Here is a 15,200-nt window from a genome sequence, read left to right as displayed (position 1 = left end):
CGGCCAAGGGGGGACGATGCTTCTTCGCACGCGCGTAACCCTGATCGTCACGCTCACCTATTCGCTGCTGGTGGTCGGCCTGACCTTCGCCGGCCTGAAGAGCGAGGAACTGGCGGACGAGCGCTATGCCAGCGCCACCCTCAACGGCCAGCAGATCTTCTGGGACAAGCTGGTGGAAAACACCGTCCAGCGCCTGGAAGCCGCCGTGCCGCTGCTTCAGTCCAACCGCGAGATGATCATCGCGGTGGCCCGCAAGAACCCGACCCAGGTGCGCGAGACCGTCGCCCCCACCGCCGAGGCCATCCGCCGCCGGCCGGCGGTCAGCCGTTTCGAGATCGTCGGGCTGGACGGCGAACTTCTCTACACCTCCAGGGGATCGCTGCTGGACAATCCCCTGGCCGACACCGCGACGGTGCGGCTTATCGCCGAAAGCCGCAAGGCCCGCGCCGGCATCATGCAAAACAGCGACAAGCGCTTCATCGCCGTCATCACCTTGCCGCTGATCCTGGAGGACGGCGCCGTCGCCGGCGTCGCCACCATCATGTCCGACCTGCGTCCGCCCATCGAGGAATTCAAGGCGGCCACCGGCTCGGACGTGTTCCTGCTCGACCGCGGCGGCCACATGAGCGACGGCACCGACGACCGGCTGTGGACGGTGTTCGATTCCCGCCTCGGCACCCGCAAGAGCCGCCTGGAAACCTGGCCCGACGGCGACCGTTTCTACTCGGTGGTGGTGTTCCCCCTGGGCGACGGCCAGGGCCGGGTGATCGGCTCCCTGGTCAGCGTCCGCGATTCCACCGACACCCAGGCGCGCCAGCACCGGATTCGCGTCGTCGCCATCGGCGCCGTCGCCGGCTTCCTGGTTCTGGTTCTGGGGGTGTTCTCGCTTTACCTGCGCCGTTCGTTCGATCCGCTGGATCAGGCCATCACCGTGCTGAACGCCCTGTCGCGGGGCGACACCTCGGTGATGCTGGAGGTGAAGAACGACAACGACGAGATCGGCCGCATCGCCAGCACCGTCGGCGTGTTCCGCGAGAACGCCATCAAGCTGGACCTGCTGGAGGAGCGGCGCGAACGCCAGCGCCGCCGCCAGGAACTGTTCATCCGCCTCCAGATGCTGAAACTGTCCGAGATGCTGGAGCAAGACGCCCGCGAGGCGGTGCTGGACGATCTGAAGCAGATCGAGGCACTGTCCAGCCGGGCCACCGAGGCCGGTGGCGAGGGGCCGTCCTCGAAGGGCGAACTGGACGTGCTGGCGGTGGCGTTCCAGACCATGTCGTCGCGCATCCGCGAGCAGCACGAGCGGCTGGAAACCCTGATCGCCGAGCGGACCCGCGACATCGAGATTCTGCGCGAGGCCCTGCGGACCCGCGACCAGCTGGCGATGCTGCGCCAGGAACTGGACTTCGCCCGCGAACTCCAGCTGAGTTCGCTGCCGCAGGTGTTCCCGCCGTTCCCCGACCGGCAGGAATTCCAGATTCACGCCTCCATGGTGCCGGCCAAGGAGGTGGGGGGGGATTTCTACGACTTCTTCCTGATCGACCACCACCATCTCGGCTTCGTGATCGGCGACGCCTCGGGCAAGGGCGTGCCGGCGGCCATGTTCATCGCCATCACCCGGTCCCTGGTCAAGGCGGTGGCGCCGCTGTCGGCCACTCCGGGCGAATGCCTGGCCTTCGTCAACACCATGCTGTCGCGCGACAATCCCCAGACCCTGTTCGCCACCTGCTTCTACGGGGTGCTGGACACCAGGAACGGCGAGGTCGCCTTCTGCAACGCCGGCCATCCACCGGCGCTGATCCTGCGCGGCGACGGCCGGATCGAGGCGATCCGGGACGTTTCCGGCGTGGCGCTCGGCGTCATGGAGGATCTGGACTACGAAACCGGCCGCTTCATCCTGGCTCCCGGCGAGGTGGTGCACCTCTACACCGACGGGGTCACCGAGGCCCAGGACCCCGAGGATGCCCTGTACGACGAACCCCGGCTGATCGGGGAACTGGGGCAGGTGGCCGACAACCATCCCGAGGCGGTGATCGGCCATGTCCTGCGCTCGGTCGAGGCGTTCGTCGGCACCGCGCCGCAATTCGACGACATCACCATGCTGACCCTGCGCTTCGACCGGCCGTCCCCGGATGGGGCCGGAACCGAACAGCCCCAGCGGCGCCTGATGCTCACCGGCTTCAAGGGCGCCGCCGCCGACGGGGAGGCGGCAAACGACGCCCCCCCCGCCATCGCCGCCGCCTCGCCGTCGCTGAAGGGCGTGATCCGCCCCAGGCCGGCTCCGGTGGTGGTTTCGTCCATTGCATCGACGCCGCCGGTCAGGATGATGACGCCCCCAGCCCAACCGCTTCCCCCGTCCCCGTCGGCTGCGGCGATGGAGCCCGACCGCCTCGGCGTCACCATCGCCAACGACGTGAGCGAGTTGGAACGTCTCGCCGGACTGGTCGACGCCTTCGTCGAAAAGCACGCCCTGCCCGAGAAACTCGCCTTCAACCTCAACGTTTGCCTGGACGAGTTGATCACCAATATTATCTCCTACGGATACGATGACGAAGACCCCCATGACATCGTGGTGAATTTCAGCTACGACGGCCGTGAATTCGTCACCGAGATCATCGATGATGCCAACGAGTACGATCCCTTCACCCAGGCGCCGGAGCCAGACCTGGACCTTGAGGTGGACGACCGTCCCATCGGCGGGCTGGGCGTCTTCCTGGTCAAGGAGTTCATGGACCGGACCGAGTATCGCCACGAGGATCGGCGCAACGTCACGGTCCTCCGCAAGACCGTTGGAGCACAGGAGAGCTGAAGCTCATGGAAATCCGTGAAGAGACCATCGGCGACGCCACGGTCCTGGTGCCCCTGGCCCGCGTCGACAGTTCGTCGGCCAAGGCCTTCGAGGCCAAGGTCCTGGCGGTCGTCAATTCCGGCGCCACCAAGATCGTCATCGACTTCAGCGAACTGAACTACATCTCCAGCGCCGGCCTGCGGGTGGTGCTGGTGGGGGCCAAGATGACCCGGGGCAGCCGCAAGTTCGTGCTGTGCGCCATGAAGCCCAATATCCGGGAAATTTTCGACGTTTCCGGCTTCGCCAAGATCCTCGCCATCCATCCGGACCGCGCCGCCGCCCTCGCCGCCCTCTGATCCGGAAAAGGCGGCCAAGGCCCTACGTCGCCCGTTTCGCCATCGCCTCCAGGGTGCGCTCCAGTCCCCGGCCCTCGGGGTCGGCCAGGGCGGCGGCGCGGGCGTTGACGATGGCGTCCAGCGCGAAGGCCGGCGGCCAGAGCCCGGTGACGGCGGGGACGATGACGGCTTGGTGGATACGGCGGAAATTGCCCTCGCCGCGCCGCCACGTCTCGCCGTAGCCCTTGACCAGACGGGCGCATTCCGCCACTTCGACCGCCAGTTCCACCGAGCATCCCAGCGCCCGCCGGATTGATTCCAGCCACAATTCGATGGCGCGCTGTTCCTCGCCGAACCGATGGCCGTGCCGCCGCCAGCCCTTGAGGCGGGCCATCAGCCACAAGGTGGCGAATCCGGCCGCGCCGCTGCTCGTGACCTTCCGTCCCACATGGACGCGGTCGATCCAGCCCCGGCGCCGCGCCAGGGCCAGGATCGGCCGGGCGACGATTCCGGGCAGAAGGGAGCAGACCTCCTCGATGCCCGGCTTCAGGAAATCGGTCACCACCACCGGTTGGCCGGCCGCCGCGCCGGCCTCGGCGCGGATGCGGTCGAAGCGGGCGGGGTCGGTCTTCAACTGCGCCACCCGGATCACGTCCTCGAACGACATGCGCACCGCCAGATGGCGGGCCACATTCCGGGTCAGCGTTCCGTCGCCGCCGGTGTCGCGTTCCGCCGTCCAGATCAGGCCTAGACGCTCCAGGTAAAGGGCGGCGTAGCGCTGGTCCTGATAGGCGACCAGACGCCGGACGCCTTCCGCCGCCATGGCCTGGGCCGGTTCGGGCAGTTCGGCGTGGGCGCGGGCCACCAGCGGCAGGGCGGCGGCGGATTCGGCGTGGGGCCGCTTGTGCGGGGCGGCCGCCGGGGCCGGAACCTCGCCCCGGGCGGCGGCGAGGCCGGCGCGGAATCCCCTCAGGTTGCTGTCGACCGCCTTGCCGGCGGCGGTGATGCCGGCCTCGAAGGTCTCGGCCGGAATCGGCAGCACGCCGCTGCCGGCGATGGCGCCCAGCAGCACCGAATTGACGATGCAGCCGGCCTGTTTCGCCGCCTGTTCCATGTCGAACAGCAGCCGGGCATGGGTGCCGGCCTCGATCGTCCGCCGCAGCGCCTCGGAATCGGCGCGGCCGTCGCCCATGGCCGCCTTCTCGTCGATGGCGTAGACCCGGTGGGTCGAGGCGATCAGGCGGGTGCGTTCCGGGGTGGCGTAGCCGCGGGAAACGGTGCGGGCCGCCTCCATCAGTTCGGTGGCCACCACCAGATCGACGTCGCCCACCGAGGGCGCCAGGGCGAGAATGGGCGCGGCCCCGTTCAACTGGGCCAGCGGCACCGGAAAGATCTCGATGTAATAGGTGGTGGCGCCGGTGCGCTGGGCGACGCCGGGCACCGAGGTGCTCTGCACCGCCAGACCCTCGGCGTTGGCGGCCTCCACCAGCCAGTCGGTGAGCACGCCGCCGCCCTCGCCGCCCATGGCGGCGATGACGATGGATATGGGCTTGTTGGACGCGCTCATGCCGCCACCCTCCCGCTCAGCCATGTCCTGACCCGCCGTCGCCAGGATTCCAGCCACAGGTCGAGGCGGTTGGGATTCTGGATCACCTCGGCCCGCCAGAACGACGGGCACAGCACGGCGGCGTGGGCGACCTCGCCGCACAGGCCGCAGCCGACGCAGGAATTGATCACCGACGCCACCGGATCGTCGCGCAACGGGTCGGGGTTGGGCTTGATGGTCAGCGACGGACAGCCCGACAGCCGGATGCAGGAATGGTCGCCGGAACAGATCTCGTCGTCGACGCCGTAGCGCACCCGCACCACCCGCTCGCCGGCCTTCAGTTTCGCCGAATCCTCGACCTTGACCCGGCGCTGGCGGGCCAACTGGCATTCGCCGTCGGCGATGATCACCCGCAGCCCCTTGCCGGTGCCGGCCATGGCCTCGGCCAGGGCGGATTTCATGGCGCCCACCGAGTACGACCGCACCGTCCTCAGCCACTTGACCCCCATGACCTTCAGGGTCGCCTCGATGTTCATGGGGGTTTCGGGCCGCCGGCCCTCGGCGATGGAGGACGGCATGAATTGCTGGCCGGTGGCCGAGGTATAGCCGTTCTGGAGGATCACCAGCACGCCGTCGCCGCGATTGTAGAGCGTCCCGGCCACGCCGGTGATGGCGCCGTTGTGCCAGAAGCCGCCATCGCCCATCACCGCCACCGGGCGGCGGCCGATATGGGGGCCGACCGCCGCCGCCGATGCGAGGCTCATGCCGAAGCCCAGGATGGAATTGCCCATGCTGAACGGCGGCAGGGTGCCGAAGGAATGACAGCCGATATCGGCGGAGACGTGGGTGGCGCCCACCTCCTTCTGTGCCAGCTTGAGGGCGGCGAACACCGGCCGTTCTGGACAGCCGGTGCAAAATCCCGGCTGGCGGCCGGGAAGTTCGGCCTCCAGCAGCCCGGCGGCGGCCTTGCGGCGTCCGGCGATCTCGTCGGCCACCTTGCGGGCGTGGACCGGATCGAAGCCGGCCGGCCCCACCTGTTCCAGGAAGGCGGCCAGCCCTTCGACCAGCACGTCCGAGGTGTACTCGCCGGCCTGGGGCAGGCAGCCCTTGCCGAACAATCCGGTCGGAAGGCCGGCCTTGCGCAGGATCTGGCCCAGCGCCTGCTCGATGTAGTCGGGACAGCCCTCCTCGACCATCAGTACGGCGCGCCTGGAGGTGCAGAACGCCACCACCTCCTCCGGCACCAGCGGATAGGTGACGTTGAGGCAATAGACCGGTACCCGGCTGTTGCCCAGGGCGTCGGCGAGGCCGACCCGCATCAGGGCCCGCATCAGCGAGTTGTAGAGCCCGCCCTGCACCACGATGCCGATCTCGGCCAGATCGCCGTCGAACAGCTCGTTCAGGCGATGCTCGGCGATGAAGCGCCGGGCGCGGGGCATGCGGTCCTCGGCCTTGGCGATCTCGTGGGCGAAGGTGCTGGGCGGATGCGACAGCCGGCCGTAATCGAACGCCGCCGGGCCGGAGCGGGCGGCGGCCGGGCGGTTGTCGCTGGTGACGAACGAGCCGGTGACGTGACAGGCCTTGATGCGCAGGTCCAGCATGACCGGTGAATTGCTGGCCTCGGACAGCTCGAACCCCTTTTCCACCATGGCGACGATGCTGGGCAGGTTGGGGCGCGGGTCCAGCAGCCAGATGGAGGATTTCATGGCGAAGGCGTGGCTGCGTTCCTGGATGACGCTCGCCCCGTCGCCGTAATCCTCGCCGATGATGATCATGGCGCCGCCGATCACGCCGGGCGAGGCCAGGTTGGACAGGGCGTCGGAGGCGACATTGGTGCCCACCACCGATTTCCAGGTCACCGCGCCCCGGATGGGATAGGCGATCGAGGCGCCCAGCATGGCGGCGGCGCCGGCCTCGTTGGTACAGGCCTCGATGTGGATGCCCAGTTCGGACAGCAGGTCCTCGGCCTCCACCAGCACGTCCATCAGGTGCGACACCGGCGCGCCCTGGTAGCCGCCCACATAGGAGATGCCCGATTGCAGCAACGCCTTGGTGACGGCCAGAATGCCCTCGCCCCGGAAGGTCTGGCCGTCGCCCAGCCGCAGCGACTGAATCTCATGATGGAATGATCGCTCGGCCATGCCGCCCTCCTGGAGTCATTCCACTTAGATGTAGGAACGATGCATCAAAAAATCACCGGCCCTCGAAGCGGGGCGGGCGCTTTTCCATGAAGGCGGCGACGCCTTCGCGGTAATCGAGGGTGCGGCCGGCCTCGGCCTGAAGATCGCGCTCCAGGTCCAGTTGGGCGTCGAGGCCGTTGCGGCCCGAGGCCGCCAGCGCCCGCCGGGTCAGGGCGAGGCCCCGGGTCGGTTGCTGGGCCAGGTGGCGGGCCATGGCCGAGACCAGCGGCATCAGCTGGTCGTCGTCGACGCAGCGCCAGATCATTCCCCAGGCCTCGGCCTGCTCGGCGCCGACCTTGTCGCCCAGCATCATCAGGGCGGTGGCGCGGGCCCGGCCCACCAGACGCGGCAGGGTCCAGGTGCCGCCGGAATCGGGGATCAGCCCGACCTTGCAGAAGCTCTGGACGAAACTGGCCGAGCGGGCGGCGACCACGATGTCGGCGGCCAGGGCCAGATTGGCCCCGGCTCCGGCGGCGATGCCGTTGACGGCGCAGACCACCGGCATCTCCAGGGCCGAAAGCGCCCGGATCAGCGGGTTGTAGCGGGCATCGAGCGACGCCCCCAGGTCGGGCGGCGGGTCATCCGGTCCCCGTACCCGGTCGGCCAGATCCTGGCCGGCGCAGAAGGCGCGGCCGGCCCCGGTCAGCACCAGGCAGCGCGAACCATTGGCCGCCGCCGCCGCGATGGCGGCGCGGAGTTCGTCATGCATGGCGGCGTTGAAGCAGTTCAGCTTGTCCGGCCGGTTGAGGGTGATGGTGGTCACCCCGTCGGTGGTCTCGGCAAGAATGGTGGTCATGAGGCCGCCCCCGCCCTTCGAGATGCTTCGCTCCTCAGGACGAGGGCGAAAAAGCACAAGCCCCTGCCCTCATCCTGAGGAGGCCCGTCAGGGCCGTCTCGAAGGATGGGGAAATCAATACGTTTCGACATGATAGCGCCCTTCCCGCCGCATGATTTCGCGCAAGGAGGCCCAGTCGAGGCCGTTCAGCCGGCAGATGTCGGCGAAGGCCTCGTCGCAGCCCTGCTCCATTCCCTTGAGACCGCAGATGAAGATGTGGGTGGCGGCCGAACGCAGCAGGACCGCCAGATCGGCGCTGCGCTCGCGCAGCTTGTCCTGGACGTATTGTCTGGGCTGGTCGGGAACCCGCGAAAAGGCCAGGTTGACGTCGATCAGGCTCTTGGGCAGCTTCATCAGCGGCCCGAAATAAGGCAGTTCCCCGGGTGAGCGGGCGCCGAAGAACAGCATCAGCCGCCCCGGCGCGTCGGGGTGGTTGCGCCGCCGGCGCTCGGTCATGGCGCGGAACGGCGCCGAGCCGGTGCCGGTGCAGATCATGACGATGTTGGAGTCGGGATCGTCGGGCATCAGGAAGGATTCCCCGAACGGCCCCACCACCCGGACCTCGTCGTCCTTCCTGAGGTCGCAGACATAGTTGGAGCCGACGCCGCCCGGCACCCGCTTCACCGTCAGCGCCAGGTTGTTGTAGCCGGACCGCTCGCCTTCCCTGGGGCTGGCCACGGAATAGAGCCGGATGTTGTGGGGGCGGCCCTTGTCGTCGGTACCCGGCGGCAGGATGCCGATGCTCTGGCCTTCCAGCACCGGAAAGGCGTTGGCCTGGAAATCCAGCACCACATGGCGGATGTCGGATTCGGCCCCCGCGTCGGTGATGCGCATGTTGCCGGCCACCCGCGCCGTCACCGGGGTTTCGCGCGAATAGACGTTGGTGAAGGGCTGGGGGGCGCTGGCCGGGGCCGGGGCCTTGCCGCCGGTGGCCGTGGTGGCCGCATCCAGCAGGGTCGAGACCTCGGACGGGGTCTCGACGATGGTGGCGCCGTGGCTGGGCATGGATTCGGGCAGTTCCTCCCAGCCGAACTGTTCGTCGATGGTCCAGGGCCGGTCCACCAGCAGCCAGTTGTCGATGGCCCCGGTCGGGCACGGCGAGACGCAGGCGCGACAGCTTTCGCACTTGTCGAACGACACCACGTAATTGTTGGCGTCGTGGGTGATGGCGCCGACCGGACAGGCTTCCTGGCAGGTGTTGCAGCGGATGCAGACCACCGGGTCGATCAAGTGCTGACGTCTGAGTTCCATGGCCGCCTCGCTCTTACCCTCTCCCGCTCGTGGGAGAGGGAGGGACCCGCCGCCATCTGGCGGTGGGAGGGTGAGGGCCTGTGCCGCAAGCCCTCACCCGTCTCGCTTCGCTCACCACCCTCTCCCGCAAGCGGGAGAGGGGAAATCACGCGAACCGCACGTATTCGAAGTCCACCGGCTGGTTGTTGATGCCGCGCGGCGGCGGCGCGATCCAGTTGGCGAACTGGCCGGGCTTGTGCACCGCGCCGCCCATCAGCGACTGGACATAGGCCAGATCGGCGGCCGACGGCAGCCATTCGTCGCGGCGGCGCTCGAACTCTTCCCGGCTGATCACCTTGCCCTGGGGATCGACCGCGATGTCGGAGAAGTGGCCGATGGCGCGGTTGAAGGCCAGATGCGGCAGGGTCAGGCGGAAGTCGATGCCGTGCTTGGCGATGATCTTGTTCCAGCGCTCGACGCCCTTGGCCACGTCCTCGGCCCAGTCGAGGCGCAGGCGCTCGTTCAGGGCGTTCAGCGCCGGGACCTCGATGGGCTGGAAGCCACCACTGACCGGATGCAGCACCGAATAGGTGGTGTGCTCCAACTGGTGGTCGTCGGCGATCTTGGTCTCCTCGAACCGGCCCTTCAGCCCCATGTTGTAGGAGGTGGCGGCGTTGGTGGAGACCTCGGCGCCGTAAAGGTCCGACGTCACCGAGTAATGGAAGTTGAGGTAGCGCTGGATGGTGGGCAAGTCGATGACGCCGAACTTCCGGACATCGTCGGTGCGGTTCTCCTTCATGACCTGGCAGGCGCGCTCGATGATGCGCCCCACCCCGGATTCGCCCACGAACATGTGGTGGGCTTCCTCGGTCAGCATGAAGCGGCAGGACCGCGACAGCGGATCGAAGCCGGATTCGGCCAGGGCGCACAACTGGTACTTGCCGTCGCGGTCGGTGATGAAGGTGAACATGAAGAAGGCCAGCCAGTCGGCGGTCTTTTCATTGAAGGCGCCCAGGATGCGGGGCTTGTCGGGATCGCCCGAGCGCCGCGCCAGCATCTCCTCGGCCTCCTCGCGGCCGTCGCGGCCGAAATAGGCGTGCAGCAGGTAGACCATGGCCCACAGATGGCGGCCTTCCTCGACATTGACCTGGAACAGGTTCCGGAGGTCGTAAAGCGACGGGCAGCACTGGCCCAGCAGGCGCTGCTGCTCGACCGAGGCCGGCTCGGTATCGCCCTGCACGGTGATCAGGCGGCGCAGCATGGACCGGTATTCGCCGGGCACCTCCTGCCAGGCGGCCTCGCCCTTGTGGGCGCCGAAATTGACCTTGCGGTCCTTTTCCGGCGGCGCCAGGAAGATGCCCCAGCGGTAATCCTCCATCTTCACATGGCCGAACTGGGCCCAGCCGTCGGGCTCGGCGGAAATGGCGGTGCGCAGGTAGATCTCGGAGGTCGAGGTGCCTTCCGGCCCCATCTCCTTCCACCAGTCGATGTAATGGGGCTGCCAGGATTCCAGGGCGCGCTGAAGCTTCCTGTCCTCGGACAGATTGACGTTGTTGGGGATCTTGTCCGCGTAATCGATGGAGGACATTGGACTACACCCTTTCCTGATTATAGGCGGCGCGTTTGCCGGTGCCGTAGAGCTTGAGGGCGCCGTTGTCGCCGACGGCGTTGGGGCGCTGGAATATCCAGTTCTGCCAGGCGGTCAGGCGGCCGAAGATCTTGGTTTCCATGGTCTCGGGGCCGGCGAAGCGGAGATTGGCCTCCATGCCGGTCAGCGAATCGGGCGAGAAGCTGGCGCGTTCCTCGATCGTCAGCCGGATCTCGTCCTCCCAGTCGATGTCGTCGGGGGTGGCGGTGACCAGACCCAGCGCGGCGCAGGCGGCGGCGTCCAGGTCCCGGCCGATGGTGTCCCTGGCCTTGCCGACGGTGTCGGGCTCGCCCAGGAAGCGGGTGGCGATGCGCGAGATGCCGTTGCCCATGGGCAGGCCGTCGAAGTTCAGCGCCGACAGGCGGATGGTGGCGGCCGGCCGGTCGTCGCCCTCGAAGGTTCCGTCCAGCATGTAGGAGCGGTCCACCGCGAACAGGATTTCGGCCAGCATTCCGGCGAAGCACGATCCCGGTTCCACCAGGGCGTAAAGGGTGCGCGAGGTGACGTCCAGGCGCTTCAGCGTCCGCTTCCAGTACAGCAGGATCTCGCGGGACAGCCAGTCGTCCTGGGTCTTCTGCAACAGCGCGTCATAGCCCGTCACCAGATCGGCATCGCCCTCGGCGCGGATCACCCAGCTGGCCAGCGATGTCTCGTTGGCGCGCAGGTGAAGAATGGCGTCGTCCAGCTCGCGGGCCAGGGCCAGCGGCCAGAACCCGACGCCCTGGGCGTGGATGCCGGCGGCGTCGGCGGGAGCGTCGGCGCCCGGCCCCCTGATGGTGATGTGGGCGCAACGGTTGCCGCGGTCGAAGGTGATGTGGACATGGGGATAGCTGACCGCCTCGTCCGAGATGGCGCGGGCGGGATGGTCGAGCGTGACGCCCTTGCCGCCGGGACGGTCCGAGGTGGCGGCCATGGCCTCGGCCCGCTTGCGGACCGCGTCCTTGAAGGCCGAGGACGGAATGACCTCGTCCACCAGCCGCCATTCCACGGCGCGCTTGCCCTTCACGCCCTCCTCGATGGAACAGAAGATGTCGGCCAGATCGCGGCGCACCTTGCGCTTGTCCACCACGCGGGTCAGGCCGCCGGTGCCGGGCAGCACCGCCAGCAGCGGCACCTCGGGCAGCGACACCGCCGTGTTGCCGTCGTCGACCATCATGATCCAGTCGGTGGCGAGCGCCAGTTCGTAGCCGCCGCCGGCCGCCGTGCCGCTGACCGCGCACAGGTATTTCTGGCGCGAGTTCTCGGTGGCGTCCTCGATGGAATTCCTGGTCTCGTTGGTGAACTTGCAGAAATTGACCTTGTGGCCGTGCGACGAGACCCCCAGCATCTTGATGTTGGCGCCGGCGCAGAAGATCTTGGGATTGGCCGACGCCATCACCACGGCGCGCACCTCGGGATGCTCGAAGCGCAGGCGCTGGACGGCGTCGTACAGCTCGATGTCGACGCCGAGGTCGTAGGAATTCATCTTGAGCTCGTAGCCCGGCGCCAGGGTGCTGGCCGGGTCAACGTCCATGGTCAGGGTGGCGACCGGGCCGTCGAACGACAGCTTCCAGTGCCTGTAGCGATCCGGGGATGTCTGAAAGTCGATCATGGGCCTGCCAATCGGGTTCGGGGTGGGAAGTGACTTTATGCACTATAGTGCAGAAATCCGACTTTGACCAGTTCTAAAATACGCAATCCAGTGCTGGATTGCGTATTTTCATGAACTCCCGTGCATGTGGTCGGCCGGTGCCGCCGCTACAAGGCCACCGAAGCCGAAGCCGCCGCCAGGGATTCCAGCGTCGCCCTGTTGCCCTGGACGGCGGTGCGCTGCATGTAGAAGCGCAGGCCGCGCAGGCCGCCCAGTTCCTCGCCGCCGCCGGCCCGGCCGGGGCCGCCGTGGACGCACTGGGGCATCACCACGCCGTGGCCGGTATGGCTGGAGGCCACCTGGGCATCCACCACCAGGACGCGGCCATGGGCGGTGGCGATGGCGGGCACGAAGGCGGCGGTGAAGCCGCCATCGCCCGAGAACACCGAGGCGGCCAGCGAGCCGCCGCCCTTCAGCGCCAGGGCGATGGCCTGATCCACCGAATCATAGGGCATCAGGGTGGCGACGGGGCCGAACACCTCGACCTCGTGGACCGCCGTGGCGGTCTCGGGCTGGTCGCACAGCAGCAAGGTGGCCGGCAGGATGCGGCCGGACGGCGGACCGCCGCCCGCCACCACCCGGGCCTCGGCCGTCAGTTTCGCCAGTCCGTCCAGTGCCGCCTGGACCTGGGCGGCGCTGACCAGCGGCCCCACCCGGATATCGGCCAGCGCCGCGGCCAGCGCCCCGGTCACCGCCCCGACCCGGTCGCGGGGCACCAGGATGCGGCGGATGGCGGTGCATTTCTGGCCGGCCTTGACGGTCATTTCCTGGGTGACGGCCTTGATGAAGGCGGCGAATTCGGCGCTCTCCGGCCCGGCATCCGGCCCCAGGGCGCAGAGGTTCAGGGAATCGGCCTCCACCGCGAAGCGGATGTTGGATGCCAGCACATTGGGATGCGAGCGCAGCATCAGGGCGGTATCGGCCGAACCGGTGAAGGCGACCACGTCGCCGGGCCTTAGATGGTCCATCAGGTCGCGGCCGCCGCCGCACAGCAGCGAGATCGCGCCGTCGGGCAGCACCTTGGCGGCAACGATATCCTTGACCATCTCCTGGGCCAGCCAGCAGGTGGCGGTGGCGGGCTTGGCCAGGAAGGGCACTCCCGCCAGCAGGCTGACCGCCGCCTTTTCCCACAACCCCCAGGACGGGAAGTTGAAGGCGTTGATATGCACCGCCACACCGCGGATGGTGGTCCACAGATGCAGGACGCGGAAGTTCTCGTCCTTGGACAACTGGTCCATGCCGGTCTCGGCCAGGGTATGAATCTCGCCCAGCTTGCGCCCCAGCGAGGCGTAATATTTCAGGGTGCCGATGCCGCCGTCCACGTCCAGCACGGCGTCGCCGGGGCTGTTGCCGGAATTGGCCTGGGCGATGGCGTTATAGCGCTCGCGGTTCTCGGCCAGCACGCCGGCCAGGGCGTTGATCAGCCCGGCGCGGCCGGCGAAGGTCAGGGCGCGGAGTGCCGGTCCGCCCCTGGATCGGCCGTGCTCCAGCGCCTCGGCCATGTCGAGGCCGTCGCCCGACGCGGTGGCGATCACCTCGCCGGTGGCCGGGTCGGTCAGCGGGGTTCCGGGGCCGGTTCCATCCTGCCAGCGGCCGGCGAGGTAGCTTTGCAGTCTGATCATGGGAGAGGTTCCTTGTGGTGGCTTCATCCTTCGAGACGGCCCATGCGGGCCTCCTCAGGATGAGGTAGTTTGACGGGCCTCATCCTGAGGAGCGAAGCGTCTCGAAGGGTGAGGCGACGGAAATGGACACGACATAGCGGGTGATGGCGGCCAGGACCGCCTCGGGCTGGTCCTTGTGGGGCGAGTGGCGGCAATGGTCCAACAGCACCACCTCGGCCCCGGCCCCGGCCTTGGCGCGGATGGACTCGTATTGAACCGACGAGCCGTATTCGTCGTCGCGGCCCTGGATGACCATCAGCGGCACCCGGATGCCGGGCAGGTATTCCTCCAGGTTCCAGCGCATGAAATCGGGATCGAGCCATGCGTGGTTCCAGCCCCAGAAGGCGCAATCCACGTTGTCGTGGTGCAGCGGCAGCAGGCGGGATCGCAGATCGCCGGTCTGATAGGCGGTCCTGGCCAGCCGGATGGAGGCGACGCAGACCTCCTCGTTCATCACATGGGGCGCCATCGCCACCACCCCCCGCACCGTCTCGGCCGGGGTGCCGCCGGCATGGATCAGGCTGATGGACGCGCCGTCGGAATGGCCGACCAGCACCACGTCGCCCAGGCCCAGATGGGCCAGCAGCCGGGGCAGCACGTCGAGCCCCTCGTGATGCATGTAGGTGAGGGGGCGCGGCACCGTCACCGGAGAGGACTTGCCGTAGCCGGCGCGGGAATAGACGAACACGCCGCAGCCGGTGGCCTCGGCCAGCCTTTCGGGAAAGCCTTTCCAGATGGCGACGCAGCCCAGACCCTCGTGCAGCAGCATCAGGGTGGGCCGTCCCGCCGCCGTGGGATGCAGCCATTTGTATTCCAGGAACTGGTCGCCCAGATCGATCCGGCCGTGGGTGTGGTCGCGCCACATGCTACTTGGTCCGGGTGAAGTCGATCTTGCCGCCCGGCAGCAGGTAAAGCACCAGCGCGGTTCCGCCGGTCACCGTCGGCCGGTGGGCGCTGTCGGGGCCGTAGACCACCCAGCCCCGGGGCGAGCCGTCGAACTGGGCGGTGGCGGAAATCGGCATCACCATGTCGATCTCGCCCTCGGGGTGGCGGTGATGCGGCCCGGCCACGTCGGTCATGTGAACCACGTCGATGGAATAGCCCGCCAGTTCGGGGCAGGCCTCCACCACCCGGCCGTAGCGGATGCCGCCATGTTCCCGCTCGCACATCCAGCCGTCCGTCACCCCCTGGCGGCAGGCGGCCTCGATGGCCCGGAACACCTCGCCCTCGGGCGGAAACGTCGTCTGAAGCAGGCCGCGCAGATCGGAATTCACCGGCCGGCCGGCGATGGCCGAGGTCACCTGCGCCACCAGCGCCTGGAATGCGGATTTGGACACGGCGGATGCT

General features: G+C 68.2%; 11 protein-coding genes. 2 read left to right on the top strand and 9 right to left on the bottom strand.

All coding sequences use genetic code 11. The features are described 5' to 3' along the window. Window positions 1–16: 16 nt before the first annotated feature. Window positions 17–2,809, top strand: coding sequence for a SpoIIE family protein phosphatase (locus tag MTBSS4_RS18045; protein WP_173984762.1), 2,793 nt, complete (start codon window positions 17–19; stop codon window positions 2,807–2,809). A gap of 5 nt (window positions 2,810–2,814) precedes the next feature. Continuing rightward, window positions 2,815–3,144 carry an STAS domain-containing protein gene (locus MTBSS4_RS18040; protein WP_173984761.1) on the top strand — a complete coding sequence of 110 codons (330 nt, stop codon included), beginning with the start codon at window positions 2,815–2,817 and terminating at the stop codon, window positions 3,142–3,144. A gap of 22 nt (window positions 3,145–3,166) precedes the next feature. Here the strand turns inward: MTBSS4_RS18040 and MTBSS4_RS18035 are convergent, their stop codons facing one another. From MTBSS4_RS18035 to MTBSS4_RS17995, 9 genes are all read right to left on the bottom strand, one after another. Beyond that, window positions 3,167–4,690, bottom strand: a complete 1,524-nt coding sequence (locus MTBSS4_RS18035; RefSeq protein ID WP_173984760.1) for an indolepyruvate oxidoreductase subunit beta family protein — start codon at window positions 4,688–4,690, stop codon at window positions 3,167–3,169. Next, window positions 4,687–6,810: an indolepyruvate ferredoxin oxidoreductase subunit alpha gene (locus tag MTBSS4_RS18030; RefSeq protein WP_173984759.1), complete on the bottom strand. Its 2,124-nt coding sequence runs from the start codon at window positions 6,808–6,810 to the stop codon at window positions 4,687–4,689. Before MTBSS4_RS18030 ends, MTBSS4_RS18035 begins: the two co-directional genes overlap by 4 nt. A gap of 52 nt (window positions 6,811–6,862) precedes the next feature. Beyond that, a complete protein-coding gene (gene paaG, locus MTBSS4_RS18025) occupies window positions 6,863–7,645 on the bottom strand; it encodes a 2-(1,2-epoxy-1,2-dihydrophenyl)acetyl-CoA isomerase PaaG (protein ID WP_173984758.1) in 783 nt (260 codons plus the stop codon). Between the two features lie 114 nt (window positions 7,646–7,759). Further along, complete coding sequence (boxA, locus tag MTBSS4_RS18020; RefSeq protein ID WP_173984757.1) at window positions 7,760–8,935, bottom strand: benzoyl-CoA 2,3-epoxidase subunit BoxA; 1,176 nt, start codon at window positions 8,933–8,935, stop codon at window positions 7,760–7,762. Between the two features lie 145 nt (window positions 8,936–9,080). Continuing rightward, window positions 9,081–10,502: a benzoyl-CoA 2,3-epoxidase subunit BoxB gene (gene boxB / locus MTBSS4_RS18015; protein WP_173984756.1), complete on the bottom strand. Its 1,422-nt coding sequence runs from the start codon at window positions 10,500–10,502 to the stop codon at window positions 9,081–9,083. A 4-nt stretch (window positions 10,503–10,506) separates the two neighbouring features. Then, window positions 10,507–12,153, bottom strand: coding sequence for a 2,3-epoxybenzoyl-CoA dihydrolase (gene boxC / locus MTBSS4_RS18010; RefSeq protein WP_173984755.1), 1,647 nt, complete (start codon window positions 12,151–12,153; stop codon window positions 10,507–10,509). A 146-nt stretch (window positions 12,154–12,299) separates the two neighbouring features. Beyond that, a complete protein-coding gene (locus tag MTBSS4_RS18005; protein ID WP_173984754.1) occupies window positions 12,300–13,814 on the bottom strand; it encodes a 3,4-dehydroadipyl-CoA semialdehyde dehydrogenase in 1,515 nt (504 codons plus the stop codon). 79 nt (window positions 13,815–13,893) lie between these two features. Then, on the bottom strand, window positions 13,894–14,718 hold the full coding sequence (locus MTBSS4_RS18000; RefSeq protein WP_173984753.1) for an alpha/beta fold hydrolase: 825 nt from the start codon (window positions 14,716–14,718) through the stop codon (window positions 13,894–13,896). Window position 14,719: 1 nt separating this feature from the next. Continuing rightward, window positions 14,720–15,190 (bottom strand): DUF4863 family protein, encoded by a 471-nt coding sequence (locus MTBSS4_RS17995; RefSeq protein ID WP_173984752.1) that lies wholly within the window; start codon window positions 15,188–15,190, stop codon window positions 14,720–14,722. Window positions 15,191–15,200 lie beyond the last annotated feature (10 nt).

Source organism: Magnetospirillum sp. SS-4, assembly GCF_902729425.1.
Taxonomy (GTDB): Bacteria; Pseudomonadota; Alphaproteobacteria; order Rhodospirillales; family Magnetospirillaceae; genus Phaeospirillum.
The sequence above is the reverse complement of the archived record's forward strand: the minus strand, read 5'-3'. Positions and strand labels throughout refer to the sequence as shown.